The 25,313-nt window shown below is 58.6% G+C and carries 26 protein-coding genes; 9 read left to right on the top strand and 17 right to left on the bottom strand.

What is annotated here, in order from left to right:
- The 6 genes from QEZ52_RS07840 to QEZ52_RS07815 form a co-directional block, all read right to left on the bottom strand.
- Positions 1 to 153, bottom strand: a complete 153-nt coding sequence (locus QEZ52_RS07840) for a hypothetical protein (protein ID WP_406649203.1) — start codon at positions 151 to 153, stop codon at positions 1 to 3.
- The gene (locus tag QEZ52_RS07835; RefSeq protein WP_406649200.1) at positions 147 to 554 is read right to left on the bottom strand and encodes a hypothetical protein; all 408 of its coding nucleotides are present in this window, start codon (positions 552 to 554) and stop codon (positions 147 to 149) included. Before QEZ52_RS07835 ends, QEZ52_RS07840 begins: the two co-directional genes overlap by 7 nt.
- 404 nt (positions 555 to 958) lie before the next feature.
- A complete protein-coding gene (locus QEZ52_RS07830) occupies positions 959 to 1,171 on the bottom strand; it encodes a helix-turn-helix transcriptional regulator (RefSeq protein WP_406649196.1) in 213 nt (70 codons plus the stop codon).
- Positions 1,172 to 1,173: 2 nt separating this feature from the next.
- Positions 1,174 to 1,449, bottom strand: coding sequence for a hypothetical protein (locus QEZ52_RS07825; RefSeq protein ID WP_406649194.1), 276 nt, complete (start codon positions 1,447 to 1,449; stop codon positions 1,174 to 1,176).
- 66 nt (positions 1,450 to 1,515) lie between these two features.
- Positions 1,516 to 1,788 (bottom strand): hypothetical protein, encoded by a 273-nt coding sequence (locus QEZ52_RS07820; RefSeq protein ID WP_406649191.1) that lies wholly within the window; start codon positions 1,786 to 1,788, stop codon positions 1,516 to 1,518.
- A 224-nt stretch (positions 1,789 to 2,012) separates the two neighbouring features.
- Positions 2,013 to 2,426, bottom strand: coding sequence for an HIT family protein (locus QEZ52_RS07815; RefSeq protein WP_406649187.1), 414 nt, complete (start codon positions 2,424 to 2,426; stop codon positions 2,013 to 2,015).
- Between the two features lie 282 nt (positions 2,427 to 2,708).
- Here QEZ52_RS07815 and ctaD point away from each other — a divergent pair, with 282 nt between their 5' ends.
- From ctaD to QEZ52_RS07800, 3 genes are all read left to right on the top strand, one after another.
- Positions 2,709 to 4,379: a cytochrome c oxidase subunit 1 gene (gene ctaD, locus QEZ52_RS07810; RefSeq protein ID WP_406649184.1), complete on the top strand. Its 1,671-nt coding sequence runs from the start codon at positions 2,709 to 2,711 to the stop codon at positions 4,377 to 4,379.
- Between the two features lie 194 nt (positions 4,380 to 4,573).
- Positions 4,574 to 5,638, top strand: a complete 1,065-nt coding sequence (locus tag QEZ52_RS07805) for a porin (protein ID WP_406649177.1) — start codon at positions 4,574 to 4,576, stop codon at positions 5,636 to 5,638.
- 139 nt (positions 5,639 to 5,777) lie between these two features.
- Complete coding sequence (locus QEZ52_RS07800; protein WP_406649173.1) at positions 5,778 to 6,263, top strand: DUF2244 domain-containing protein; 486 nt, start codon at positions 5,778 to 5,780, stop codon at positions 6,261 to 6,263.
- Positions 6,264 to 6,401: 138 nt separating this feature from the next.
- Here the strand turns inward: QEZ52_RS07800 and QEZ52_RS07795 are convergent, their stop codons facing one another.
- Positions 6,402 to 6,884, bottom strand: coding sequence for a GatB/YqeY domain-containing protein (locus QEZ52_RS07795; RefSeq protein WP_406649170.1), 483 nt, complete (start codon positions 6,882 to 6,884; stop codon positions 6,402 to 6,404).
- A gap of 187 nt (positions 6,885 to 7,071) precedes the next feature.
- On the opposite strand from QEZ52_RS07795, the gene carA reads away from it, so the two are divergent.
- Together carA and QEZ52_RS07785 are read left to right on the top strand one after the other, a co-directional pair.
- Complete coding sequence (carA, locus tag QEZ52_RS07790) at positions 7,072 to 8,235, top strand: glutamine-hydrolyzing carbamoyl-phosphate synthase small subunit (protein ID WP_406649164.1); 1,164 nt, start codon at positions 7,072 to 7,074, stop codon at positions 8,233 to 8,235.
- A 180-nt stretch (positions 8,236 to 8,415) separates the two neighbouring features.
- Positions 8,416 to 10,299: a glycosyltransferase gene (locus QEZ52_RS07785; protein WP_406649160.1), complete on the top strand. Its 1,884-nt coding sequence runs from the start codon at positions 8,416 to 8,418 to the stop codon at positions 10,297 to 10,299.
- On the opposite strand, the gene QEZ52_RS07780 is transcribed toward QEZ52_RS07785, so the two are convergent.
- The gene (locus QEZ52_RS07780; RefSeq protein ID WP_406649157.1) at positions 10,300 to 10,950 is read right to left on the bottom strand and encodes a GntR family transcriptional regulator; all 651 of its coding nucleotides are present in this window, start codon (positions 10,948 to 10,950) and stop codon (positions 10,300 to 10,302) included.
- A gap of 145 nt (positions 10,951 to 11,095) precedes the next feature.
- On the opposite strand from QEZ52_RS07780, the gene QEZ52_RS07775 reads away from it, so the two are divergent.
- Both QEZ52_RS07775 and QEZ52_RS07770 read left to right on the top strand, forming a co-directional pair.
- Complete coding sequence (locus QEZ52_RS07775; protein WP_406649154.1) at positions 11,096 to 11,743, top strand: pyrimidine 5'-nucleotidase; 648 nt, start codon at positions 11,096 to 11,098, stop codon at positions 11,741 to 11,743.
- A gap of 79 nt (positions 11,744 to 11,822) precedes the next feature.
- A complete protein-coding gene (locus tag QEZ52_RS07770; protein WP_406649150.1) occupies positions 11,823 to 13,022 on the top strand; it encodes a UbiH/UbiF family hydroxylase in 1,200 nt (399 codons plus the stop codon).
- 72 nt (positions 13,023 to 13,094) lie between these two features.
- Here the strand turns inward: QEZ52_RS07770 and QEZ52_RS07765 are convergent, their stop codons facing one another.
- The 3 genes from QEZ52_RS07765 to QEZ52_RS07755 form a co-directional block, all read right to left on the bottom strand.
- Positions 13,095 to 14,219 (bottom strand): aminotransferase class V-fold PLP-dependent enzyme, encoded by a 1,125-nt coding sequence (locus tag QEZ52_RS07765; protein ID WP_406649147.1) that lies wholly within the window; start codon positions 14,217 to 14,219, stop codon positions 13,095 to 13,097.
- 217 nt (positions 14,220 to 14,436) lie between these two features.
- Positions 14,437 to 14,895: an Lrp/AsnC family transcriptional regulator gene (locus tag QEZ52_RS07760; protein WP_406649144.1), complete on the bottom strand. Its 459-nt coding sequence runs from the start codon at positions 14,893 to 14,895 to the stop codon at positions 14,437 to 14,439.
- The gene (locus tag QEZ52_RS07755; RefSeq protein ID WP_406649141.1) at positions 14,892 to 15,347 is read right to left on the bottom strand and encodes an Lrp/AsnC family transcriptional regulator; all 456 of its coding nucleotides are present in this window, start codon (positions 15,345 to 15,347) and stop codon (positions 14,892 to 14,894) included. Before QEZ52_RS07755 ends, QEZ52_RS07760 begins: the two co-directional genes overlap by 4 nt.
- 132 nt (positions 15,348 to 15,479) lie before the next feature.
- On the opposite strand from QEZ52_RS07755, the gene ilvC reads away from it, so the two are divergent.
- Complete coding sequence (gene ilvC / locus QEZ52_RS07750; protein ID WP_406649137.1) at positions 15,480 to 16,502, top strand: NADP-dependent ketol-acid reductoisomerase; 1,023 nt, start codon at positions 15,480 to 15,482, stop codon at positions 16,500 to 16,502.
- Positions 16,503 to 16,568: 66 nt separating this feature from the next.
- Here ilvC and QEZ52_RS07745 read toward each other — a convergent pair whose 3' ends face one another.
- Positions 16,569 to 17,072: a hypothetical protein gene (locus QEZ52_RS07745; RefSeq protein ID WP_406649135.1), complete on the bottom strand. Its 504-nt coding sequence runs from the start codon at positions 17,070 to 17,072 to the stop codon at positions 16,569 to 16,571.
- A gap of 157 nt (positions 17,073 to 17,229) precedes the next feature.
- Between QEZ52_RS07745 and QEZ52_RS07740 the strand changes: the two genes are divergently transcribed.
- Positions 17,230 to 18,150: a DMT family transporter gene (locus tag QEZ52_RS07740; protein ID WP_406649132.1), complete on the top strand. Its 921-nt coding sequence runs from the start codon at positions 17,230 to 17,232 to the stop codon at positions 18,148 to 18,150.
- Positions 18,151 to 18,208: 58 nt separating this feature from the next.
- Here QEZ52_RS07740 and glmM read toward each other — a convergent pair whose 3' ends face one another.
- The 5 genes from glmM to QEZ52_RS07715 all read right to left on the bottom strand — a co-directional run bounded on the left by glmM (position 18,209) and on the right by QEZ52_RS07715 (position 25,035).
- Positions 18,209 to 19,555, bottom strand: coding sequence for a phosphoglucosamine mutase (glmM, locus tag QEZ52_RS07735; RefSeq protein ID WP_406649128.1), 1,347 nt, complete (start codon positions 19,553 to 19,555; stop codon positions 18,209 to 18,211).
- Positions 19,556 to 19,564: 9 nt separating this feature from the next.
- On the bottom strand, positions 19,565 to 20,563 hold the full coding sequence (gene folP, locus QEZ52_RS07730; protein ID WP_406649125.1) for a dihydropteroate synthase: 999 nt from the start codon (positions 20,561 to 20,563) through the stop codon (positions 19,565 to 19,567).
- Positions 20,560 to 21,480: a dihydroneopterin aldolase gene (locus tag QEZ52_RS07725; RefSeq protein ID WP_406649121.1), complete on the bottom strand. Its 921-nt coding sequence runs from the start codon at positions 21,478 to 21,480 to the stop codon at positions 20,560 to 20,562. Before QEZ52_RS07725 ends, folP begins: the two co-directional genes overlap by 4 nt.
- 132 nt (positions 21,481 to 21,612) lie before the next feature.
- Complete coding sequence (locus QEZ52_RS07720; RefSeq protein ID WP_406649118.1) at positions 21,613 to 22,254, bottom strand: cell wall hydrolase; 642 nt, start codon at positions 22,252 to 22,254, stop codon at positions 21,613 to 21,615.
- A gap of 198 nt (positions 22,255 to 22,452) precedes the next feature.
- Positions 22,453 to 25,035 carry a putative PEP-binding protein gene (locus tag QEZ52_RS07715; protein ID WP_406649115.1) on the bottom strand — a complete coding sequence of 861 codons (2,583 nt, stop codon included), beginning with the start codon at positions 25,033 to 25,035 and terminating at the stop codon, positions 22,453 to 22,455.
- Positions 25,036 to 25,313: the final 278 nt, after the last annotated feature.

Below are 25,313 nucleotides of genomic sequence, written 5' to 3'. Positions count from 1 at the left end.
TCACCGATGCAAGGCCGCGATTTCACCAAGCGCGGCAAACACGAGATCGGGACGTTCATAAAACAAAAGCTGCCCGGCATCTTGCAGAACACGCACTTGCACTTTGGGCCAGCGCGTCATTGCCTGGGTGACGCGATGCGCGCGGTTCACCATATCCTGCCCACCATGCAGATAGATGCCCGGTACCATAGCGCCCCGAACCAACTCCCCCCCCCCAAATCCCGCACCGCCCAATGGGAAGCACAGGCAAATCCCGCAACGCCTTGCTGAACGGACAGACGATAGCCATCCTGGATCAGGGACCCTAACGCCAACTGCTGGATCGTCCGTCGGTCCGTGCTCCCCTTGGGGAATTGCACATCCATAAAGCCATCCCCATCATGGCTGTCGATCATTGCAACCCCTGCCCGCAACTCCGCAGGCAACAAAGAGGGGGTATATCGCGCTGTATAGGCGATCGCCCGCACACGGGCAGACATGGACGAAATATCACCCAGCCGGGTGACCGGAGCCCCGCTGGAAACAGCCACCAACCCGGCCACGCGATCCCGCAACCGATGCGCCAGGACATGCCCATAAATCCCCCCTGCCAGATGCCCCAGCGGATCGACTTTGCCAGCCTCTCGCTTTTGATCAGGTCAGCAATCTGTTCGGTCACACGATCCATCATCTCATTGGCATTCGTGACTGGATCACTCAGACCGAACCCCGGCCGCATCGGTGCCAGAACCTGATAGTTCTCATGTTTCACCCTGCCTTGCAGACATCGCAAAACCGCTGTCCCGTCCAACATACCATGCAAAAAGATCACCGGAATGCCTTTCGGGTTTCCTGCGTGAAACACCTAGACCTTGCAGCCAGCCCGCGAGCCCGGCACTTCGCCGGGCAACAACCCCGGCGGCCCCTGATCATCTGCTGCATTCGAAACCTGATTGCTTAGACATGCAACCAGACGGATCTATTCGATCGGCCCCGGTGCCCCTGTCTTGGCCAGAACCAATTGGATCTGGGTACGCACCGAGTGTTCCGAATTGTCGGTTGCCGCTGAAATCTCGCTCGGCGTCAGGCCGTCCAAAAGATGCCCGGTAACCTCCACTTCTTCGCGTGCCAGACCAAAGGACTTGGCCAACATCTGCGCGACGTGCGCCGTCCACTGAAAATCCAAAGCCATGATCAACAAACAGGGCCGGTGCCCCCTGCCCGTCCTGGCGTGCCGCCATTGTGCGACTGCCACGCAATCAGATGGCGCGGCTGGGTCCTGGCCCTCAGAACAGCCGGTGTCAGCATTTTGACCGACTGTTCGTGCAACTGGTCGATCATGCGGTCCAGCACCTGACGAGACTGACCGGTGATCTGTGCACGCAGGTCCGCCAGCGCCCCGGCTCCGGGCATCCAGATCTGCGCCGCCTCGCTGGCTGCCCGCAGCAGGCCGTCTTCGGATACCGCCAAATCAGCCCATTGGACCGGCGAACGCTATCCAGAATGTCGGTTTGCGGTGCCAGACATTCCATATTCTCAAACATTCTTTGGGCTTGGGTGAAATGCTGGTGCAGGCTGGCATCCGCCCCCCCCCTGCTCCAGATCTCCACTGGCCTCAAACCCGTCCGATAGGGCGTCGCCCTGATCCCACGCGACCGTATCGTGCAAATGGCGCGACCACAGGTCCAGGAATGTTTCGAACTGTGCCGGGTTGATCACAGATTCATAGATCGTCGACACCACCTGTGCGCGTGTGATCCGACGTGTATGCGGCGTGTCGCCATGGTTCCCGTGTGTCGGTTGCTGCAACTGAAGCCCATAGACCTGTCAAAAAACCTACATATTGATCCGTTATTAACGCCACAGGGTCAGAACGGATCTATCCCGTCGATCTTATCGCGGCCCGAACAAATGGGAACCGGTTAGGTTTCTCATCTCGAATTTTGATCGGTAACGCATAACACTGCAAGTTTTTCAGCACAGCCCGCCGCTCCGCACATTTGCGGGGCGGCAATTTTTGTTGCGACCCGGATTCAGAGCGCGGATCTGATCTGATCGGCATGCCCGGCAATGACGTCAAAGTCACCCATTTGGCCCGGTGCCCGCAGGCTGACCCCGTCATGACGCGGCAGAACGTGGAAATGCAGGTGGAACACTTCCTGTCCGCCTGCCGCTTCGTTGAACTGCTGAATGGTAACCCCATCGGCCGAAAACGCCCGCAATACGGTCTGTGCCATTTTCTGAACCGTGGACATGACCGCCGCCAATTGTTCGGGGCTGGCGTCCAGAACATTCCGGCAGGGCGTTTTGGGGATCACCAGCAGATGCCCGTCGGCCCGCGGCATGATATCCATAAAGGCAAAGGTGTCGTCATCTTCATACACCTTGTTGGACGGAATTTCGCCGCGCAGGATCTTGGCAAAGATATTGTCGGGGTCGTAGGTCATGAAAACGTTTCCTTGGTCATATCTGTCATATGTTTTCTGCGGCCCAGGTGGGGCAAGGTCAAGCCATGCAACTCGAACGCTCTGGATCAGAATTGCCGATTTCCCCCCTTGAATCTCGCCGGACCGTCTCCACATCAAGCAGGCGCGGCAATTTATCTTGATCCAGATCAAACTCGGCCATTGAAGCGGGTCGCCTGAAACTCTAAAACTCATGTGAATCTAGGCGCATTGGGTCCTGCTGGGGTCCGATGTGCCTTTCGACATGCAACAGGAGGCACCTAAATGGCAGACGCAGCCATTCATGGTCACGGGCACGAGGACGAACGGAGTTTCTTTACCCGTTGGTTCATGAGCACCAACCACAAGGATATTGGTATCCTTTATTTGATCGTTTCGGCGATCGTCGGCCTGATCTCGGTCACTTTCACCGTCTACATGCGGTTGGAACTGATGGACCCGGGCGTACAGTACATGTGTATGGAAGGTGCGCGTCTGTTCGCATCTGCCGCTGAATGTACTCCCAATGGCCATCTGTGGAACGTGCTGATCACCGCGCACGGCATCCTGATGATGTTCTTTGTGGTCATCCCTGCCCTGTTTGGCGGTTTTGGCAACTATTTCATGCCGTTGCAGATCGGTGCGCCGGACATGGCGTTCCCGCGGATGAACAACCTCAGCTTCTGGCTGTATGTTGCGGGCACCTCGCTGGCCGTGGCTTCGGTCCTGGCTCCGGGTGGCAATGACCAGTTGGGTTCGGGTGTCGGCTGGGTTCTGTACCCGCCGCTATCGACCAACGAAGGCGGTTTCTCGATGGACCTGGCGATTTTCGCGGTTCACGTCTCGGGTGCCTCTTCGATCCTGGGCGCGATCAACATGATCACCACCTTCCTGAACATGCGTGCCCCGGGCATGACCCTGTTCAAGGTGCCGCTGTTCAGCTGGTCGATCTTTGTCACTTCGTGGCTGATTCTGCTGTCGTTGCCGGTTCTGGCGGGTGCAATCACCATGTTGCTGATGGACCGCAACTTTGGCTTTACCTTCTTTGATCCTGCCGGTGGCGGCGATCCGATCCTGTATCAGCACATCCTGTGGTTCTTTGGTCACCCCGAAGTTTACATCGTGATCCTGCCCGGGTTCGGCATCATCTCGCACGTCATTGCGACCTTCTCGCGCAAGCCGGTCTTTGGTTATTTGCCAATGGTCTGGGCGATCATCGCGATTGGTGCGTTGGGCTTTGTCGTGTGGGCACACCACATGTACACCGTCGGCATGTCGCTGAACCAACAGGCCTACTTTATGCTGGCCACGATGGTCATCGCGGTTCCGACAGGGGTCAAGATCTTTAGCTGGATTGCCACCATGTGGGGCGGGTCGGTCGAGTTCAAAACCCCAATGCTGTTCGCCTTTGGCTTCCTGGTTGTTTTCACCGCAGGTGGTGTGACCGGTGTGGTTCTGAGCCAGGCTGGCGTCGACCGCGCCTATCATGACACTTACTATGTGGTTGCACACTTCCACTATGTGATGTCGTTGGGTGCTGTCTTTGCGATCTTTGCCGGGATGTACTTTTACTTTGGCAAGATGACCGGTCGTCAGTATTCGGAATTCTGGGGCAAAATCCACTTCTGGCTGTTCTTTATCGGTGCCAACCTGACCTTCTTCCCACAGCACTTCCTGGGTCGTCAGGGCATGCCGCGCCGTTATATCGACTATCCCGAAGCCTTTGCTCAGTGGAACTATGTGTCTTCGATCGGTGCATTCATTGCCTTTGCTTCGTTCATTCTTTTCTTTGGTATCGTCATCCACGCCTTGCTGCGCGGTGCCCGTATCACCGAAAACAACTATTGGAATGAATACGCAGATACGCTGGAATGGACCCTGCCATCGCCGCCGCCCGAACACACGTTCGAGCAGCTGCCAAAGCAGGAAGATTGGGACAAGAGCCCCGCACACTGATCCGGCTCTGACCAAAGAAATACAAAAGGCCCAGCAATGCGGGGCCTTTTTTTTGTTGGTCACGATCCGTTTCGAGAAAAGGGACCTTATCAGAATTGACACAGCCCCAATTTCATTTTTCGCAAACTGTGTATTTTGGGGCCATTTAGGGGTATTCAAATAACTATTTAGTGATGGATGAGGGCGCGGAAACAATGAAAACGTCGAGCCGATTAACAGTCTTAGCCAGCTCCCTTTTTCTGACATTCGAACCTGGTGCCGTGCTGGGAGAGGACAGCTCTCCGCTCACCCTGGATCTGGGACATGGCGTGACGATCACACCCTATGGATACATCAAGGCTGACGCCATATGGGACGACGGCTTTGATCTTGGTGGCACGACGAGCGGGCTCAAGAACATCGGGCTACCCGCCGGCGGGCCTCCGGGCAGCTATAACCGGCAACAGCTGAATGACACCCGCATCGGGTTTGACGTTCGCGGACCCGACAATCTTTTTGCCAAGTTCGAAGGTGATTTCTTTGGCGCCAACGACTCGCTCCGCCTGAGGCACGCCTATGTCGACTGGTATGGTGTGATGATTGGCCAGAACTGGACCAACTTCATGTCCGTCGAAAACATTGCCGATACTGTCGACTTGCAGACATCCCTTGGCTACCCGTTAGCCCGGGTGCCGCAGGTCCGGTACACCTATCAGGGCTGGGGCAGTACAAGCCTCTCTGCCTCGGTCGAACAGGACAAGAGCAATACAAGCGATGTCGCCTATACCCTGGCCCTGCGCCATGGGTTGGACAACGGCATGGTCCGGGTTTCAGGTCTTTGGCGGGACACGACAATCAGCGGCGCTGTGGTCAAAGGTTGGGGCCTGAACTTCTCTACGGTTCTGGAGCTATGGCAAGGCGGCAAAGTAAAGGCCAATGTCACAACCGGCGAAGGCATTGCAGATATCATCAATGCTGGGCTGACTGGAAATGCGCTGACAATCGGCGGAAATGCCGTGGGCGTCAATTCGGCAGCATTGACCGTAACCCAACAGGTCAACCCCAAGCTCAAACTGGCTGCAACAGTTGACTGGATGAACGTCAATCAGGCCTTTGGAACAGATACGGATCGGTTGACTTCGATGCACCTGTCGGCGTTCTTCACGCTGCGCAAGAACACCACGCTGATGGCCGAATACTTTACGGTCAACCGCACGCAGGGAAACGGGGCGTCCTTTGATTCGGATCGTCTGCAGTTGGCTGTGAAATACGCCTTCTGATCCCGGTCTCGACCAACGCCCCCTCGTTTGCAGTCGCCTCAAATGGTCCCTGGGTGCACAATCGCCAGCCTGGCTTGGGACATCCCCCGACCATCAGAAGGCTCGACACCCGTACATCACGTGCTAGAACCACCCCAAGATGCCGTATCAATGGAACACGACCTCATCCACCGAACCGCTTCAGGTGTTGCAGCTGTGGCCCCACCAATCACTGCCGCCCAAGGCGCACAAGTGGTTCATTCTGGGGACTGCGGTGTTGATTGCTCTCCCCCTCCTGCCCTTTCTGGGAACTGTCGTTCTGTGGGGGTTGTTGCCCTTTCTGACGCTGGCGGTCTTGGGAATGTGGTACGCTCTGGATCGCAATCGCCACGACCAAAGGATCCTCGAAATCCTGGAACTCGGCCCGCAAGAAGCGCGGCTGGAGCGCCACAATCCACACGGAGCGGTGCAGGATTGGTCCTGCAACCGCTATTGGACCACCGTTGAAATGCATGAACAGGGCGGCCCGGTGCCCTATTACATCACACTACGCGGCAATGGTCGTGAGGTCGAAATCGGTGCCTTTTTGTCCGAGGACGAGCGCAAGGCCCTGTATCACGAGCTCTCACACCGCATTCGAAGCTGAGAGGCCGCCTGTGCAGGCCCAAACCGTCGAATCGAATCGCACGGCTGTCCAGTTCGCCCCGGCATCGGAAAGCCCGCGAAACCAATGGTCCCGGACTTCCTTTGGTTCATGCCGTGATGCATGGGAAAATCGGGCCAGTTAACAGCCCTGACCGCCACCGGCACACAGCTGGTCCTTGACCATCGGGCCGACTTTGCCAAAGTCCATCTGACCCGTATAGCGGCTTTTCAGCTCTCCCATGACCTTGCCCATGTCGCGGATAGATCCGGCACCGGTCTTGGCCACGGCTGCCCGTACGGCGTCCTCGACTTCGTCGTCATCCAATTGCTTGGGCAGAAATTCTTCAATTACCCCAATCTCTTGAAGCTCGCGTTCGGCCAAATCCAGGCGACCGCCCTCTTCATAGGCGCGCGCGCTTTCGCGGCGCTGTTTGGTCATCTTGTCCAGAATGGCAAGAACTTCGTCGTCACCAACTCCGGTGCTTTCATCGTTGCCACCACGAGATGCAATGTCCTTGTCCTTGATTGCTGCATTGATCAGCCGCAAGGTCGACAACCGCTGAGCGGCCTTGTCTTTCATTGCCTGTTTCAGGGCCGTGTTGACCCGCGTGCGCATGTCCATTTTCAGTTGTCCATCCCCATGGATATTCGAACTGCCAACAATACCGGAACAAATTGGCTGACACAACCATGCACCATTTCCCCTAAGTCATTGTTTTCAAACAACCTAGCAAAAAAACCATGGCCTTGACCCGCGCGCCCCTGCCCCGTACAAGCCCATGAATTTAGCCCACATGGAGAGTCGTGCAATGGCCCTGACCGCACCGCCCAAGCCCACCGCATGTCTGGCACTCGCCGACGGTACCGTGTTCTATGGCATCGGGTTCGGCGCCACAGGACAGACCGTGGCCGAACTATGCTTCAACACGGCAATGACCGGCTATCAGGAAATCATGACCGACCCCTCCTATGCCGGGCAGATCGTCACCTTTACCTTTCCGCACATCGGCAATGTGGGTGTGAACCCCGATGACGATGAAACCGCGGACCCGGTTGCCGCCGGCATGGTTGTGAAATGGGATCCCACGCTGGCTTCGAACTGGCGTACCACCGAAGAGCTCAAGTCCTGGCTGGAGCGCACCGGACGTATCGCCATTGGGGGCGTGGATACGCGCCGCCTGACCCGTGCGATCCGCCAACAGGGTGCTCCGCATGTGGCATTGGCCCACGATCCAGACGGCAATTTTGATGTCGAGGCGCTGGTCGCCGCGGCCCGCGCCTGGCCCGGTCTCGAAGGTATGGACCTGGCCAAGGACGTCACCTGTGCGCAATCTTATCGCTGGGATGAAATGCGGTGGGCCTGGCCTGATGGCTATACCCGCCAGGAGACCCCCGCGCACAAAGTCGTTGCCATTGATTATGGTGCCAAGCGCAACATTCTGCGCTGTCTTGCCTCGGCAGGTTGCGATGTAACCGTATTGCCTGCCACGGCCACTGCGGCAGAGGTAATGGCCCACAACCCCGATGGCGTGTTTCTGTCCAACGGCCCCGGCGATCCGGCTGCAACAGGCGAATACGCCGTGCCGATGATCCAGGAAATCCTGAACGACACCGACATTCCGGTCTTTGGCATCTGCCTGGGTCATCAGATGCTGGCGCTGGCGTTGGGTGCCAAAACGATCAAAATGAACCACGGCCATCACGGTGCCAACCACCCGGTCAAGGACCACGACACCGGCAAGGTCGAGATCACCTCGATGAACCACGGGTTTGCGGTCGATGCTCAGACCCTGCCCGATGGTGTGATCGAAACGCATACGTCGCTATTTGATGGGTCAAACTGCGGCATCCGCATGGCTGATCGCCCTGTGTATTCGGTCCAGCACCATCCCGAAGCCAGCCCGGGCCCACAGGACAGCTTTTATCTGTTCGAACGTTTTGCCGAAGCGATGGCCGCCCGCAAATCTGCCTGACCCCCGCAAATCTGCGTGGGCAAAGACAAACAACCATGAATGAACTCAAACACCCGCTCCGGCGGGTGTTTTGCGTACCCCTCCCGTCAATCCCGCCCCGAAACTGGGAAAGACCTTATGCTTTAACCCGCTGTTAACCCTGATTCGGCCACTCTCGGGCAAAGGGCTTGGGTTGACGGCATGAGTGAACAAAATCTGCGGCTTTTACGGCCTACTCCGATGGAGCTGGCCGATCAGCCCCGGTTGCCACTGGGGCGATATCTGGTCGACAATGGCGTCATCAGCCAGGACCAGCTGATCCGCGCTTTGGAAATGCAATTGCGGCTTGGGGCACCGATAGGGGAACTGTTGGTTGCCGAAGGATGGGCTGACGCCCGCGATATCCAGTTCGCGCTGGCGCAGCAACACGGGCTTCAACAGGTGACCTTGCATCCGCGCACTGGCGACGATCGTCTGCTGTCCACAAAGTCCGCGCAATTCTGGCTGCATCACGGTGTTGTGCCCTGGATGCGACTGGGATCAACGGTGTTGATCGCAACCTCAAGGCCCGACCGGTTTGACGCTCTGCTGCCCGAATTTGAAACGGTTTTCCCTGATGTGGCCCCGGTTCTCGCCACCGAGACGGAAATTGCCGCCTTTGTTGCCTCGCATTTCACGCCCGATCTGGCCCGGGCGGCCAGTGCACGGGTTGCGGGAAAATACAGCTGCCGCACCTGGGATAGCCGGGTGCATCGCTATGTCGGTCTGTGCCTGCCGCTGTTGATGGGTGTTTTGTTCTGGGCCTTTCCTCTGACGCTGTTCACCATAGGGTGCATCCTGGCGATTTTTACGCTGTGTCTGTTCACCTCGCTGAAAGCCGCCGGGTTCGCCATGCATCTTGCGACGCATGGGTTCATTGCTGCACCTGTGTCGCCGCCCCCTGTGTCAAACGCACGATTGCCCAAGATTTCGGTGCTGGTGCCGCTCTACAAGGAGAAGGCCATTGCTCGCGCACTGGTCAAACGCCTCAGCCGGCTGACCTATCCCAAATCGCTTTTGGACGTGATCCTGGTTCTGGAAGAGCACGACCACGTGACCCGGGACACATTGGCCCAAACCGATCTTCCAGCATGGATGCGGGTCATCGAAGTCCCCACCCACAATGGGTTGACCACCAAACCCCGTGCCATGAACTATGCCCTCGATTTCTGCCGCGGCGATATCGTGGGTGTTTGGGATGCCGAAGATGCGCCGACCCCGGACCAATTGGAAATGGTCGCCGACCGATTTGCCCATGCCGACGATGACGTCGTTTGCCTGCAAGGGGTTCTGGACTACTACAATCCGCGCTCCAACTGGCTCAGCCGCTGTTTCACCATCGAATACTCCAGCTGGTTCCGCATTGTCCTTCCTGGCATTGCGCACCTGGGTCTCGTGGTTCCGCTGGGCGGCACTACGCTGTTTTTCAAACGCGAGATCCTGGAGCAACTGGGGGGGTGGGATGCCCATAATGTCACCGAGGACGCCGATCTGGGCGTGCGTCTGTGCCGCGCCGGGTACCGGACCGAGCTGATCGAAACCGCCACCTATGAAGAGGCCAATTGCCGCCCCTGGCCGTGGGTCAAACAGCGTTCACGTTGGCTCAAGGGATTCATGGTCACCTATCTGGTGCACATGCGAAACCCGATCGAGCTGTGGCAAGATCTGGGGCTGAAACGGTTTCTGGGATTTCAGGCGTTTTTTCTTGGCACATTGGGACAATTCCTGCTCGCCCCGCTGTTGTGGTCCTTCTGGCTGATCCTGCTGGGCCTGCCCCATCCTGCCGCCGACATGTTGCCCCCGCATGTTCTGAACTTTGGCACCGGCGTCTTGATGCTGTTCGAAGTGCTGGCGATCGGGATCGGCATGACAGCCGTTTCATCGTCAAATCGCCGCTATCTGATCCCTTGGGTTCTGACCATCATGGCCTATTTTCCGCTGGGGGTCTTTGCGGCGTACAAGGCGCTATACGAACTGATCTGGTGCCCGTTCTTCTGGGACAAAACCGAACACGGTCATGCAGGATCCGAATGCGAAACGATCTGATCAGCTTTTGATCCGCTTTTTCGCATCCTGTTTCAACCGGGTCATGAAGGCGACAGAGATATGTTCCTTGAGCGCCTCGGCCGCCGCGTCTTCATCGCGCGCGGCAATGGCCGCTACGATCCCGTCGTGTTCATTCTGGGCAATTTCGCCCCGCCCCTCTGCCGCCAATGACGTGGTTGCCATCAACGCCATGGTGCGGTGCACAAGATCCAGTTGCTGCACCAGATACCGGTTGTGCGACGCCAGGTGGATCTGCTCATGGAACCGGCGGTTGGCCTTGGCCAATTCGGTCGGATTGCCGACCAGTGCATTGTCGGTCTCCACCATCTCCCTGAGCACCTTGACCTCTTCTTCGGTCGCATGTCGGGCGGCAAGCCGCGCGGCCAGCCCCTCCAATTCCCGTCGCACCATATACAGTTCGGCCATCTGGTTGTGGTCCAGCGAGGCCACGATCAGCGATCGGCCATCCCGTTCCAACAGTGACTGGGTTTCCAGACGCTGCAGTGCCTCGCGGATCGGAGTGCGAGACACGCCAAACCGCTCGGCCAGATCGCTTTCCACCAGCCGATCACCGGGCTTGTAGACCCCGACGTCGATCGCTTCGAGGATCAGGGCATAGGCATCTTTCTGGGTCGGGCGGCTGCTGTTCATGGCGTCCTCGTGTCATCGGTTGGACATGTCTACAGGTCGGGTCCGTCGGCAATCAAGCCTTGGGTTGCAGATTGACACAATTCCCTTGCGCGATTTGGTGGCACTTTGATTGCCAAGCCCCCGGCCCTGCCCTACATCTCGGGGCATGGTAAAAACATCTTTTTCACATGTCGGGGAATGGGTCTTTGACCTGGACCACACATTGTACCCACCGCATATGCAGCTGTTTGATCAGATCGAAGTCAAGATGACCGGATATGTGATGGAACAGTTGAACGTCGGGCGGCCCGAGGCCGATCGCCTGCGCCATCATTATTGGCGCACCTATGGCACAACTTTGGCGGGATTGATGCGCGAGCATGGCGTCGATCCCGACCCCTATCTGATCGAAGTTCACGACGTGTCCATGGAGCATATGGAGCCTGACCCGGATCTGGCCGCCTATATCCGTGACCTTCCAGGGACCAAGATTGTGTATACCAACGGATCGGCCCCCTATGCGGAACGCGTGTTGCAAGCCCGTGGTTTGAGCGGGCTGTTTGATGGCATCTATGGCGTCGAACACGCCGACTATCGCCCCAAACCGGAACGTCAGGCGTTTGACACCGTGTTTACCCAGGCGGGCATCACCCCGACGCGGGCCGCCATGTTCGAAGACGATCAACGCAATCTGGCCGCGCCCCATTCCATGGGAATGCGCACCGTACATGTGGCCCCGGCCCGCCATGATGGCGACCACATCCACCACCACACAGACGACCTGACCGGATTCCTGCGCAAGATCGTGACCTGAGCCCCCGTGACCGGATGTCACTTGCCATTCCCCGGTTCAGAGGCCTAGATCAATCACAAGAGCAAAAAGGGCACAGATCATGGCCGACACAACATGTGACATACTGGTTTCCGGCGGTGGAATTGCCGGGCTGACAGCGGCAGCGGCCTTTGGCGCGGCCGGCTTTACCGTGGTCTGTGTGGATCCCACAGCGCCCGTCACCGAACGCGACGTGGCCGGATCGGACATGCGAACCACTGCCTTTTTGCAGCCAGCCAAGGCATTGCTCGAAGACTGCGGCCTGTGGGCGCGGCTGAAGGACCACGCAGCCCCGCTCCAGGTCATGCGGATTGTGGATGCGGGTGGCGATACACCCGCCCCCCGCGTGATCAAGGATTTCAACGCCGCCGACATTTCGGACCAGCCATTTGGATGGAACCTGCCCAACTGGCTGTTGCGACGCGAGATGGTCGCACGTCTGGCAGACCTGCCCAATGTCGAATTCCGCCCCGGCATCGGCACTCGTTCGCTGTTTACCCGCACCGCGCAGGCCCGCGTCGGGCTGAGCGACGGCAACCGAGTCACCTGCAAACTTGTGGTGGCCTGTGACGGGCGCGGCTCTCCCATGCGGGAGGCGGCCGGGATCACTGTCAAAACCACCCGATATGGGCAAAAGGCACTGGCCTTTGCCAGCACGCACCCGATTGCGCATCAGAATGTATCGACCGAAATTCACCGCTCGGGCGGGCCCTTCACTTTGGTTCCGCTCCCCGATTATCAGGGTCAGCCGTCTTCGGCGATTGTCTGGATGGAGCGGGGACCGCGTGCTCAGGAGCTGTTTGATCTGGAGGTCGCAGACTTTGAGGCCGCGATGACCGAACGCAGTTGTGGCCTGTTCGGCGATCTGAAGCTGGCATCCCGTCGGACCATCTGGCCGATCATCAGTCAGTCGGCGGACCGGTTAAACGGCGAGCGACTGGCCCTGATGGCGGAGGCTGCACATGTGGTGCCTCCGATCGGGGCGCAGGGGTTGAACATGTCGCTGGGCGATCTGCGAACACTCTTGAAGCTGGCACAGGACCGCCCCGAAGGTTTGGGAGACGTGCAGATGTTAGAGGCGTATCACAAAGCCAGACACAATGAGATCCAGTTGCGGGTCAAGGGGATCGACCTTCTGAACCGCACATCCATGCTGGAAGCGCGGCCCTTGCGGGATGCCCGTGCCATGGGATTGAACGCGCTGTATTCATTGGCCCCGGTGCGCAAGACATTGATGCAGATGGGTCTGGGCGTGACGTAAGAAAACCGGCTTTCCCGATGGGAAAGCCGGTGCCTCCGGCGGAGGTATTTTTCACCAGAAAGAAGCCGCAGATCAGAGAACCTGATCAATCGCCCCCTGCAGACGCGCGATCGTGGCATCGACATCATAGAGTTTGTCGAGCCCGAACAGCCCGAGGCGGAAGGTACGGAAATCCGCAGGTTCGTCGCATTGCAGCGGCACGCCCGCAGCGATCTGCATACCCAAAGCACCAAATTTCTTGCCGTTCTGGATTTCGGGATCGCCGGTATAGCTGACCACCACACCCGGCGCGCCAAACCCATCGGCCGCGACCGAGGTCACGCCCTTGTCCGCCAACATCGCCCGCACGCCATTGCCCAAGGCCCATTGCGCATCACGCAGTTTAGTGAACCCATATTCGCGAGTTTCCAACATGGTATCGCGGAAGTCGCGCAGCGCATCCGTCGGCATGGTGGCATGATAGGCGTGGCCACCGTCCTCATAGGCCTTCATGATCGTGCGCCACTGTTTCAGGTTGATCGCGAAGCTGTCCGAGGTGGTTTCCTCGAGCCGCGCAAGTGCGCGATCGGAGAACATCACCAAACCCGCGCAGGGCGATGCGCTCCAGCCTTTTTGCGGGGCCGAGATCAAGATATCGACACCAGTGGCTTCCATGTCGATCCAGGCACACCCGCTGGCGATACAGTCCAGCACCATCAACGCGCCAACGTCGTGGGCGGCCGACGCCATCGCGGTCACATAGTCGTCGGGCAGGATCACGCCGGCAGCGGTTTCCACATGCGGCGCAAACACCACGTCTGGTTTCTGCTCACGGATCGCCGCGACGACTTCGTCAATCGGTGCAGGCGTGAACGGTGATGGCGTCGAATTGCCGGTCTGGCGCGCCTTCATCACCGTGGCCGAGGCCGTTAGCCCACCGGATTCGAAAATCTGGCTCCAGCGATAGGAAAACCACCCGTTGCGCACCACCAGCGCATTGGCACCGCGCGCGAATTGACGGGCGACAGCCTCCATCGCGTAGGTGCCACCACCGGGGATCACGGCTGTGGCCTTGGCGTTATACACCTCTTTCAGCATGGCATCGATGTCCAGCATAACCTGTTGAAAGGTCTTGGACATGTGGTTCAGTGACCGGTCAGTGAAAACCACCGAGAATTCATCCAACCCTGTCGGGTCCACCGTGTTCAAAAGTGCCATCTGGCTCTCCCTGTTTTTCTTCTGCCAAACGGCTAGCGCTCCGCGACCATATTGGCAAAGTCTACTTTTGCATGCAGGCCGTACCCGGGCCTGTTCAATTCGGGATACTGGCGAGGCACCCTATCAAAAGACAGCCCATAGACGACAAGGTTATGCGTCTTTTGCGCCAAATCGTTTCGCATCGGCGCAAAAGGTTTCCGCCGGTGCCTGACAGAGGTTATCCCAAAGGGCCCGGGCGACGTTCTTCGGAGAGCAGCACATTCGCCTCCACATCCCCGACCCCGGGCAATGTCATGACCCTGCGCCGCAGAACCCGTTCGAAATCGGCGATATCGCGGGCAGTGACGCGCAGGCGGTAGTCGTACATGCCCAACACATGTTCCACCGTCTGCACCTCGGGGATGGCAGACACCGCGCGTTCAAAATCTTCGAGACTCACCCGGCCCTTGGTGGCGAGCTTGATCCCCAGAAAGACGGTCACGCCAAACCCCAGCTTCTCCCGGTCCAGATCCAGCCTGCGTCCGGCAATAATCCCGGCCTCGGTCAACCTGCGAATTCGTCGCCAGGTTGCGGGCTGGCTGAGCCCATACCGACGCCCCAAAGCGCCTGCGGATTGCGTGGCATCCTGTGCCAAGGCCCCCAACAGGGCGTGGTCGATGTCGTCCAGGTCCATCATAGAGGCAGGCTTTCGTCGGATTTCACACGGCTGACCAACATCAACGCTTCGATATCCGCAATATGGGGCAGCGTCAGGATGCGGGTACGATAGATCTGTTGGTAATGTGCCATGTCGCGCGCGATCACCGACAGCCGCACATCGACACGCCCCAGAAAGGTCTGGATCTCTATCACTTCGGCAATATCACGCGCTGCTATGATAAAGTCGTCAAAAGCCCGGGTCTGGGTCTTGTCCAGCGTCACCCGCAACGATACCTCGACCGCATATCCCAGCGCCTGCCAGTTGATCACCGCGCGCTGCCCCCGCAAGACACCTGTTTCGGACAGCTTGTCCAATCGGCGGGACAGGCGGGAAACCGTCAGCCCCAGACGGTCCGCCATGTCAGGCGACGAGAGTGTCGGGTCCGCCTGCATGTGGCGCAGAATTCGTCTGTCGAGATCATCCAGCATGAAATTCACGCTATATTAAATTTTGGCGAATGAAAATGTCACAAAATTCAGAATATTCATGCGGAATTCAGGTCGATTTCCCCGAAACACACCCTATGATCGCCGCCAGACACAAACAAAGGGACGTGAAACATGCGCGTTTATTACGATCGCGATTGCGATATCAACCTGATCAAAGACAAGAAAGTCGCCATCCTGGGCTATGGCTCGCAGGGTCACGCCCACGCGCTGAACCTGCGCGACAGCGGCGCGAAAAACCTGGTCGTCGCCCTGCGCGAAGGCTCGGCCTCGGCCAAGAAAGCCGAAGGCGAAGGTCTGACCGTCATGGGTATCGCCGAAGCGGCAGCCTGGTGTGACGTGATCATGTTCACCATGCCCGACGAACTGCAGGCTGAAACTTACAAAAAATACGTCCACGACAACATCAAGCCAGGCTCTGCCATCGCATTCGCCCACGGCCTGAACGTGCACTTTGGCCTGATCGAGCCCAAAGAAGGCATCGACGTCATCATGATGGCCCCCAAAGGCCCCGGCCACACCGTGCGCGGCGAATACACCAAAGGCGGCGGCGTGCCCTGCCTGGTGGCTGTGGACCACGATGCATCCGGCAAAGCGCTGGAAATCGGCTTGTCCTATTGCTCGGCCATCGGTGGCGGTCGTTCCGGCATCATTGAAACCAACTTCCGCGAAGAATGCGAAACCGACCTGTTCGGCGAACAGGCTGTTCTGTGCGGCGGTTTGGTCGAACTGATCCGTTGCGGTTTCGAAACCCTGGTCGAAGCCGGTTACGCACCGGAAATGGCCTATTTCGAATGTCTGCACGAAGTGAAGCTGATCGTTGACCTGATCTATGAAGGCGGCATCGCCAACATGGATTACTCGATCTCGAACACTGCCGAATACGGCCAGTACGTGACCGGCCCGCGCATCCTGAAGTACGACGAAACAAAGGCCCGCATGAAGGAAGTCCTGAACGACATCCAGCAGGGTAAATTCGTCCGCGACTTCATGTTGGAAAATGCCGTTGGTCAGCCGACCATCAAAGCATCGCGTCGTGCCAATGACGAACACATGATCGAAGAAACCGGTGCGAAACTGCGCGGCATGATGCCGTGGATTTCTGCTGGCAAAATGGTCGACAAAGAAAAGAACTAAGCCTCACACAGGACTAGTTCGCCTATCTCGGAGCGCCCCGTCTGGGGCGCTCTTTTTTGTTCAGCGTCAATACCGCCCCAGTTCGATCTGGGCCGTCTCCAATACCTTTCCCTGGGCTGATATCGCTTTGACGTCTGCAAAATATCGGTTGCCCTTGCCCCCGGAACAGGGTGCCAAATATCCTTTGGATGCGTATTGGCCACTGGACCGTGCGGGTTTGATCACCTTGGCTCCGCCGGGCAGTTTCTCGCTTTTTTCAGGCACGGACACAACATTGGCCTTGGATCCTTTGGCGGGGTAACCGATCACCCCATGCCCGCCCTTGCGCGACAATGGACGATAATCCCGATCGTTGAATTCAATATAGACCCAGACCGTTCCTCCGGGCAGGTTGCTGACGCTCATCGGCGGGCTCATTCCCTTGCCGCCCTGAAATCCACAATGCTGACCCGCAGGAATCGTCTTGCCATTCCAGCCGCCTTTCAGCGCGACCTGCATCTCTGCCAGACACGCGCCAGCCGAAACACCCAACGTGCACATTGTGGCCAAAACCAGTTTTGAAATTTTCATCTATCAAACCTTTTCCATTCAATCCGGTTCTGAAAACTATCCAGCCCAACCAGATGCCGCAAGGTTTTCCCGTTCGTCGCCAGACAGCAACGTGATCTCCATTGACCACCCCCAAAAGGTCAGCCAAGCAGTAGGCCCCGAACAGGTTGGAAACCCGATGTCCCAAACGCCCGAAATCACATCCAAAAGCTGGATCATGTTGTTGATCCTGGGTGTGACCTGGGGAGGAACATTTTTGGTCATCGAAATCGCGCTGAGGGGGCTGCCTCCATTCTGGGTTGCTGCCTGCCGGATTGTTTTTGCTGCGGTGCTGACCTGTGCATTCTGGCAATGGCGCGGAGGGCGGCTGTTTGCGGAACCCTTGCGTACATCGCAAAAGATTTCGCTGTGGGTCATCGGATTGCTCAGCTCGGCTCTTCCGTTCATCTTGCTCAGCTGGGGGCAACAGTATGTAACGTCGGGATTTGCAGGCGTTTCGATGGCGTCCGTGGCTTTGATGGTGCTGCCGCTTTCCCATTTCCTGATTCCGGGTGAACGGCTGACCCTGCGCCGAACCATCGGATCCGCCATCGGGTTTGGGGGCGTTTCCCTGTTGATCGGGGGACAGGCCTTCCACTCCAGCGGTGCAGACATGGAGCTCGCCGGACGCCTGGCCTGTGTTTCCGCGGCCGGATGCTATGCGCTCAGTTCGGTTATGATGCGGCGGTTACCGGCCGTGGACTCCGTCGGTTTGACCGCCGTGCTTCTGTTGATCGGGGCGGTTGTCGTTCTGCCTGCGGCACTGATCCAAGAAGGAATTCCGCCAATGCCTTCGTCTGAAACTCTGTGGGCTGTCCTGTTTTTGGGCCTTGTGCCCACAGCGGGCGCGAACCTGATACGGGTCACACTGGTGCGCACAGCCGGACCGGTTTTTATGAGCCTGGTAAATTATCAGGTCCCCATGTGGTCGATCCTGCTGGGCGCTTTGATCCTGAACGAACCCCTGCCCGGCAGTCTGATCTGGGCCTTGGGGCTGATCCTGATCGGTTTGGCGCTCAGCCAATTTGGTGCCTTGGCCCGCCTGTTCCGGCGCGCATAACGCCGAACCGCGGTACCTGCGCCAAATCCGACCCAACAGCGACACGCGCCATTCGATCTCAGCCCGAAACGGCGTCCGCCACAGCGTTCACCACGCTGTCCACGGTTTGGTTCAGCAATGACGCATCTTCACATTCTGCCATCACCCGGATCAAAGGTTCGGTTCCCGACTTACGGATCAACAGGCGCCCTTTCCCAGTCAGCGCAATCTCTGCCTGATGGATGGCGCTTTGCACCACATCCAGCTCCAATGGTGTCTGGCCATTGGAGAACCTCACGTTCTTCAACAACTGTGGTACCGGAGTGAATTGCTGAGCCAGTTCACTGGCCTTTTTGCCCGACTGCACCATCGCAGCAAGGAAATGCAACCCCGCCATCAGTCCATCCCCGGTGGTGGCATGATCGGTCATGACGATGTGCCCGGATTGCTCGCCCCCCAGGTTAAAACCGCCCTCGCGCATCCGTTCGACCACATAGCGGTCCCCAACAGACGTACGTTCCAGGTTCAATCCCTTGTCGTTCAAGAACCGCTCGAGCCCAAGATTGGACATCACCGTCGCCACCAGAGAGTTTCCGGCCAACCGATCATCTTCCGCCCATTGCGACGCCAGCAACGCCATCAGCTGATCCCCGTCCGCAACAGTGCCAGTTTCATCAATCACGATAACCCGATCCGCATCGCCATCCAGACAGATCCCGACATGCGCCCCATGGGCCACAACCGTTTCCGTTGCCAAACGCGGTTTGGTCGATCCGCATTTGGCGTTGATGTTCAACCCGTCCGGCGACACCCCGATCGGAATCACTTCGGCACCCAGTTCCCACAGGATTTCCGGCGCGGTGCGGTGAGCGGCCCCGTTGGCACAGTCAATCACAACCTTTAACCCGTCCAGGCGAATGCCGCGCGGCAACGAACTTTTGACCCGTTCACCATAGCGGAAACGCGCATCGTCAATCCGTTTGGCGCGCCCAATATGTCCAGCACGTGCCAGATCGACCCCGCTGTCGATCAGCTTTTCCAGCTCAATTTCGTCCTGGTCCGACAATTTGAACCCGTCGGGTCCAAAAAATTTGATCCCATTGTCTTCGGCCGGATTGTGGCTGGCAGAGATCATTACGCCCAGATCGGCCCGCATCGACCGGGTCATCAACCCCACCGCAGGGGTCGGAACCGGCCCCAGCAACAGCACGTTCATGCCGGTCGACGTCAACCCGGCCGTCAGCGCGCTTTCGAACATATAGCCGGACAGCCGTGTGTCCTTGCCAATCACCACCCGATGCACGCCAGAGGCATCGCGGCGGAAATACCGCCCGACCGCGGCGCCGATCCGCAAAGCCATATCCGCCGTCATGGGGTGGGTATTCGCTGTTCCACGGACCCCATCGGTTCCAAACAATTTTCTCATGAATACCCCTTATCGCGCGGCCTGCCACAGGCGCACTGCCTGTGCTGTCTCGCCAACGTCGTGTACTCTCAGAATTTGCACCCCCTGCGCCAAGGCTGCAAGCCCTACGGCGATGGACCCAGGTGCCCGGTCATCTGCAAGCGGAGCCTTGCCGATGGTTCCGATAAACCGCTTGCGCGAAGCCCCTAGCAAAATGGGACAGCCAAGCGCGTGAAACAACGAAATATTTCTCAGAATGCTCAGATTGTGCTCCAGCGTTTTGCCAAACCCGATCCCCGGATCCGTCACGATCTGGGTCCGGGCAACCCCCAGGGATTCCAGATACGCGATCCGCTCCTGGAGAAAATCATAAACATCCAAGACCACATGATCGTATTGCGGGTCGTTCTGCATGGTCTTGGGATCACCCTGCGCATGCATGACGCAAACCGGCACCCCCGCCCTGGCCGCTACCGATCCCAATTCAGGGTCAAACGTAAACCCGGCCACATCATTGATCAGGTTCGCGCCCACATTCAACGCAGCCTGCCCCACCGCAGCCTTGCGGGTGTCGATCGAGATCTGCACCGTGCTTTTGGCGCGGATCGCCCCGATCACCGGCACTGTGCGCTCAATCTCGTCGGGGATTTCAATAAAATCGGCTCCAGGACGCGTGGATTCGCCGCCAATGTCGATGATCGACGCCCCGTCCTGTGCCATTTGCAAGGCCGCAGCAGTGGCATCAGTCAGCTCATTGTGGCGCCCACCATCCGAAAAACTGTCGGGAGTCACATTGAGGATCCCCATGATCTGGGCCTGTCCCATATCCAGCCCGGCAATGGGTTCTCGTGGTGCAGACAGGCGGGCCAGGACATCGCCAGGAACGGCCTCAACGGTCACAATCTCGGAGCCAGCGTTTCGCTGCATGATCTCGACATGAGTGAACCACAAATGCGGCATCCCGGCCAGTGTCACGGCGGTGTCGGGGCGGATCTCTCCCGATTGAACGAGAGGGCGGAAATAGCTCACAGTGTCACCTGCTCCAGCCCTATGGCGCGCAATGGCACGCCCGGATTTTCGGGCAGCGCCTGATCGACAACCAACATTTCGTCCCCCGCGAATGTCGCAGCAAACCAGGCCGCCAGGGCCACCGGTTCGGAGGGAGCAGCCGAGGGCCCTTCGACGGCATCCAACACGATCTTGGACGGGGCCCAGACACAGATTTGACCGTTTTTCATCGCCCAATCCAGCTCGGTCCGGGTGGCAACCACAACGCACCGCGGATCCCGTGCTGCCAGCCGCCAGGCATTCTGTTCGATGGCCAGCAGGTCGATCCGCTGTTGGGTCATCTTGTGTCCGGTATGGGGCACCGCCAATGGATGCGCCCCGACACACAGGATCAACGGGTGGTCACGTGATGCCATCTGGTCAATCCAACCACCCAGAAGCGGGCTGTCGATCCCTGCATTGGACAGAAACATCAACCGGGGATGCGGCACGTCGGTTTGGTTCACCCCTTTGCCCATTGGATCGCCGGATCGCACGATCTCGACCCCCAGATCACCATTGCCCCGGTCCAGCTTTTCGATCCGCACAAAGACGCGGATGGCCTGCGGTTCCAACAGGATCCGATCGGCAACCCGTTCGGCCAGAGTCTCCAGCAGATTCAGGCGTTCGGCGGCCAACTCATGGGCGATCGCCTCGGTGACACGATCATAGGACAGGATGCGATCCACATCGTCATCGACATCATCCGGCAGCGGGGTAACCTCGACCACCACATTGAAACTGATCCGCTGGGTGGTGCCGCGTTCGGCCTGAAATGCGCCGATCTCAACTTCGACCAGGTGATCACGCAAAGAGATCCGGTCCAACGGGCCATCGCTTGCTGTCGCAACAGAACGGTCAGCGGGATGCCCAAACGCGTGGGAGATTTCAGAGTTCATGGGCGCGCACCTTTGGCAGCAACAATGGAAGAACCAACAGCCTAGGCTGTGCGCGCAGCTTTAACACTCTCGCAAACGCCATGCCAGTCTCTGAAAACGTCGGAAATCCACGCCGCAATTCGGCGGATCAAGTCATTCGGAGGATGCGGTGCGATAGTTGGGGCGATAGAACAGGTGAACCCCGATCTGGGCGGTCCTTTTGAACGTTTTGGACCACCGGGGGCGAACCGCCGTGGTGTGGTAATATGTGGCACCATCAACCAGATCGCTGCCGACACCATCAATCACCGCACGGGCGACTTTGGAGACGCGCATATACGCCTGTTTCTCCGCGATGACTTCCTTGTGCCCATCACAGGTATAGGTGAACTGGCACTGATATTTACGCCCTGTTCCCTGCCGGATTACACTGCACAAGGAATTGGGGAACTTGTCGCTTTTGACCCGGTTCATGATCACTTCGGCGACAGCGAATTGACCTTTGACGGTTTCGCCGCGGGCTTCGAAATACAGCGCCTCGGCCAGACAGGCATAATTCGCGTCACCTTCGGGTGCCGGCTGTGCATCCACCCAGGTTCGCGTATATTGCAGCGGAATTTCGGGTGCCTTGGGTTTCCCATTGAACGTCAACAGTTTGCGCAATTTCCCGCCCGGTACATTTTGCAGATTCTTGCGTTCCTGTTTCACCAGGGTATCTAGCCCCGCCTCTGCGCTCACAGAGGCTGGAAGCGCGGCAAAAGCCAGCGCCAGGGTGGCAGCACATAGTCGTTTCATTCCGGTCAACCCCACAACAAGACTGTCACGCTCGGTCCTCCCCAGAAACGAACGCTGCGGGCCATCTATAGCAACGGTGGGAAAAAGTCCAGTTTAGCGCAAATTCTAGCCGTTACATGGATCACCCAGGCTTCCGCCTGGGCTGTTGCACCCGAGAAAAACCTAGGCTGGATCACTATATCTGGCGGAATTCGGTGGTCAGGCGTCGCCGATCTTGTCGGAGATTGCCAGCTGTGCGGCAGCAAGTCGCGCCACGGGCACCCGGAAGGGAGAACAGGATACATAGTCGAATTGGGTCTGTCGACAAAAGGCGATTGATTCGGGGTTGCCGCCATGTTCGCCACAGATTGACAGCGTCAGATCCGGGTTGGCTTCGCGCGCCCGTTCGGCCCCCAATTGCAACAGCTCGCCCACACCTTCTGTATCCAGCACATGAAACGGGTCCTCGGGGAAAACCCCCTGGTTGACGTAATCCGACATAAAGCGTCCCGCATCATCGCGTGACAGACCATAAGTCATCTGCGTCAAGTCATTGGTTCCAAAGCTGAGAAACGCCGTGTGAGGTGCGATTTCTGCCGCGCGCAAGGCGGCCCGTGGCGTTTCCACCATCACGCCCAGACGATAATCGAAATCCAACCCCCGTTCGCTTTTGACCGCCGCTGCGACCGCATCAATCCGGGTCTTGACCAATTCAACCTCGCGCCGCGCCGACACCAATGGGATCATCACTTCGGGCACCACCGGGTCACCGTCATGGGAGGCTTCCAATGTGGCTTCGAAAATGGCGCGCGCCTGCATGTCATAGATTTCGGGCACCGTAACACCGAGCCGCACACCGCGCAGACCCAGCATCGGATTATACTCCTTCATTTCCTCCACCCGGCGGGTGACATCCGAAACCGGAATATCCAGGGCCTCGGCCAATTCACGCTGGCCTCCGCGGGTGCCTGGCAGGAATTCGTGCAACGGCGGATCAAACAGGCGGATACACACCGGCTGGCCTTGCATGATACGGAAAAGTTGAACAAAATCATCGCGTTGCATGGGCAAGAGACGCGCCAGCACAGCCTGGCGGCCATTGCTGGTCTGGGCAAAGATCATTTCCCGCATCACGGTCAAACGGCCGGGATCAAAGAACATATGTTCGGTTCGGCACAGCCCGATGCCCTGTGCATTGAAATTCCGGGCAGTTTGGGCGTCAGCTGGCGTATCTGCGTTGGCCCGAATGCCAATGTCGCGTTCGGCATCGGCCCATCCCATCAAAGTCTGAAACGCGTCATCCAGCGCCGCCTCGAGCATCGGCGGCTCCCCGGCGAGCACCTGACCAGAACTGCCATCAATCGTGACCACATCTCCAGCCGCAAACACTCGGCCATCCGGCGCAGTAACCTTTTTCGTCTTGCTATTGAAGACCATCGAAGAGGCCCCGACAATACAGGGCAGCCCCAGACCGCGCCCGATCACCGCCGCGTGACTGGTCATGCCCCCCCGTTCTGTCAGCACCCCGGCAGCGGCATGCATACCGCGAATGTCTTCGGGAGAGGTTTCACGCCGCACCAGAATGCAGGGTTCGCGTCGGGATGCGCTGGCCTGTGCCTCGGCCGACGTGAAGACCAATCGCCCCGTCGCAGCGCCCGGGCTGGCGGCGATTCCTGTGCCAATCACATCCCGAGGTGCCTCCGGATCGACCTGACGGTGCAGCAATTCGCTGACCGCGTGCGGGTCGATGCGCATGACGGCTTCCTGGGGGCTGATAATGCCGTCCTGCGCCAGGCTGACGGCGATCCGCAGTGCCGCCCGCGATGCGCGCGCGACACGAACCCCGTCCAGAATATGGACCCGGCCGCTTTCTATGACAAATTCGACCTGCATTTCCTCGCGCAGCTTGGTCCGCATCAGGGCGGCGTGGGCCTTGAGGTCGTCAAAAGCCTTGGGTGCAAGATCCTGGAGCGCCGGTCCGCGGTCGTCGGTTTCGAGATAAAGCGCACTGGCCCCGGCCCCCAGAGCGTCACGCCCCTGTGACTGGCTCAGGTAGCGTCCAACAATCTTGGGCACCCCAGTGGTCGGATCGACCAGTTGCAAGACGCCCGATCCGCATTCGCCCTGTCCAACTCCAGGAATCATCTCCTGTACGACCAACCCCAAACCGGCATCCGCCGGAGCCCCCTTGGCCTGGCGCAGCAGACGCGCCGAGGTGCCTTCCCACGCACGGGCCATCGATCGCAACACCGCTGCCAGATGCTCCGCAGGATCCTGTGGAAAGGCTTCATCCGTTTCCATTTCATAGGCATGCAGGATTTCGGACAATGCTTCGGGTCCGTCATCGGCCACATGTTCGAATTCATCCGGATCCAGGCGCGCCACATGCACGGCATAGGATTGGACGAACCGCAGATACAGGGCCGCTGCGGCCTCGGCCCCCAGCGCCTCGCAGAAATCAACGTAGCGAGCGTCGTTCATGCCAATGTTCAAAATGGCACCGGGACCGCCCCAATCGGGGTCTTCCGAAGACGGGCGCACGCACAGCAAGGCGTTTTCGGGAAACTGCGAGAGGATTTCTGCGATATCGGGCATCTCGCCCTCGGCAATCCGGTGCACCGTGTCAAATGACAAAGCAACAGTGCGCGGCACCGGCAGATCCAGCCGGACCAGCCGTTGCAGACATTTTGCCCGGCCCCCATGGGTATTGGCTGCGACAGGCGCTGTCGCAGTGATCAGCGTCGTATGCGGGTCTTTGGACAATTCGGCTTGCGCTCGTTTCTGCACTGCAGCACCTTTCATTTGCCCTGCAGCATAAGCCGGTTGCGCCCATGCGCAAGGAAAAGCTTTTGCGCCTTGTGGTGCAACTTTGACACCTCGGCGGGCTCCCGCGCCCTGCCCATGCATCACAGATGCAAGGGCACAGACCTTGGGCCTGGCACCGCGCGCCCATAGGGCAAGCGGTGCCGGCGCTCCACATCAGTCTGAGCGCATACCATCGGTTTCATTTCCCACAGCGCGCAGGCCTGCCTGCGCGCTGCCTGGCCCAACGGCTGTCCGGTGATCGCAGATCATTGGAC

The organism is Aliisedimentitalea scapharcae (assembly GCF_045277565.1).
GTDB lineage: Bacteria > Pseudomonadota > Alphaproteobacteria > Rhodobacterales > Rhodobacteraceae > Aliisedimentitalea > Aliisedimentitalea scapharcae.
The sequence above is the reverse complement of the archived record's forward strand: the minus strand, read 5'-3'. Positions and strand labels throughout refer to the sequence as shown.

Excerpts from the sequence above, each read along its gene's own strand:
- QEZ52_RS07840 (WP_406649203.1), bottom strand. The coding sequence starts at position 153 with ATGGTGAACCGCGCGCATCGCGTCACCCAGGCAATGACGCGCTGGCCC.
- QEZ52_RS07830 (WP_406649196.1), bottom strand. The coding sequence starts at position 1,171 with ATGGCTTTGGATTTTCAGTGGACGGCGCACGTCGCGCAGATGTTGGCC.
- QEZ52_RS07815 (WP_406649187.1), bottom strand. The coding sequence starts at position 2,426 with ATGACCTACGACCCCGACAATATCTTTGCCAAGATCCTGCGCGGCGAA.
- ctaD (WP_406649184.1), top strand. The coding sequence starts at position 2,709 with ATGGCAGACGCAGCCATTCATGGTCACGGGCACGAGGACGAACGGAGT.
- QEZ52_RS07805 (WP_406649177.1), top strand. The coding sequence starts at position 4,574 with ATGAAAACGTCGAGCCGATTAACAGTCTTAGCCAGCTCCCTTTTTCTG.
- QEZ52_RS07800 (WP_406649173.1), top strand. The coding sequence starts at position 5,778 with ATGCCGTATCAATGGAACACGACCTCATCCACCGAACCGCTTCAGGTG.
- QEZ52_RS07795 (WP_406649170.1), bottom strand. The coding sequence starts at position 6,884 with ATGGACATGCGCACGCGGGTCAACACGGCCCTGAAACAGGCAATGAAA.
- carA (WP_406649164.1), top strand. The coding sequence starts at position 7,072 with ATGGCCCTGACCGCACCGCCCAAGCCCACCGCATGTCTGGCACTCGCC.
- QEZ52_RS07785 (WP_406649160.1), top strand. The coding sequence starts at position 8,416 with ATGAGTGAACAAAATCTGCGGCTTTTACGGCCTACTCCGATGGAGCTG.
- QEZ52_RS07780 (WP_406649157.1), bottom strand. The coding sequence starts at position 10,950 with ATGAACAGCAGCCGCCCGACCCAGAAAGATGCCTATGCCCTGATCCTC.
- QEZ52_RS07775 (WP_406649154.1), top strand. The coding sequence starts at position 11,096 with ATGGTAAAAACATCTTTTTCACATGTCGGGGAATGGGTCTTTGACCTG.
- QEZ52_RS07770 (WP_406649150.1), top strand. The coding sequence starts at position 11,823 with ATGGCCGACACAACATGTGACATACTGGTTTCCGGCGGTGGAATTGCC.
- QEZ52_RS07765 (WP_406649147.1), bottom strand. The coding sequence starts at position 14,219 with ATGGCACTTTTGAACACGGTGGACCCGACAGGGTTGGATGAATTCTCG.
- QEZ52_RS07760 (WP_406649144.1), bottom strand. The coding sequence starts at position 14,895 with ATGATGGACCTGGACGACATCGACCACGCCCTGTTGGGGGCCTTGGCA.
- QEZ52_RS07755 (WP_406649141.1), bottom strand. The coding sequence starts at position 15,347 with ATGCTGGATGATCTCGACAGACGAATTCTGCGCCACATGCAGGCGGAC.
- ilvC (WP_406649137.1), top strand. The coding sequence starts at position 15,480 with ATGCGCGTTTATTACGATCGCGATTGCGATATCAACCTGATCAAAGAC.
- QEZ52_RS07745 (WP_406649135.1), bottom strand. The coding sequence starts at position 17,072 with ATGAAAATTTCAAAACTGGTTTTGGCCACAATGTGCACGTTGGGTGTT.
- QEZ52_RS07740 (WP_406649132.1), top strand. The coding sequence starts at position 17,230 with ATGTCCCAAACGCCCGAAATCACATCCAAAAGCTGGATCATGTTGTTG.
- glmM (WP_406649128.1), bottom strand. The coding sequence starts at position 19,555 with ATGAGAAAATTGTTTGGAACCGATGGGGTCCGTGGAACAGCGAATACC.
- QEZ52_RS07725 (WP_406649121.1), bottom strand. The coding sequence starts at position 21,480 with ATGAACTCTGAAATCTCCCACGCGTTTGGGCATCCCGCTGACCGTTCT.
- QEZ52_RS07720 (WP_406649118.1), bottom strand. The coding sequence starts at position 22,254 with ATGAAACGACTATGTGCTGCCACCCTGGCGCTGGCTTTTGCCGCGCTT.
- QEZ52_RS07715 (WP_406649115.1), bottom strand. The coding sequence starts at position 25,035 with ATGAAAGGTGCTGCAGTGCAGAAACGAGCGCAAGCCGAATTGTCCAAA.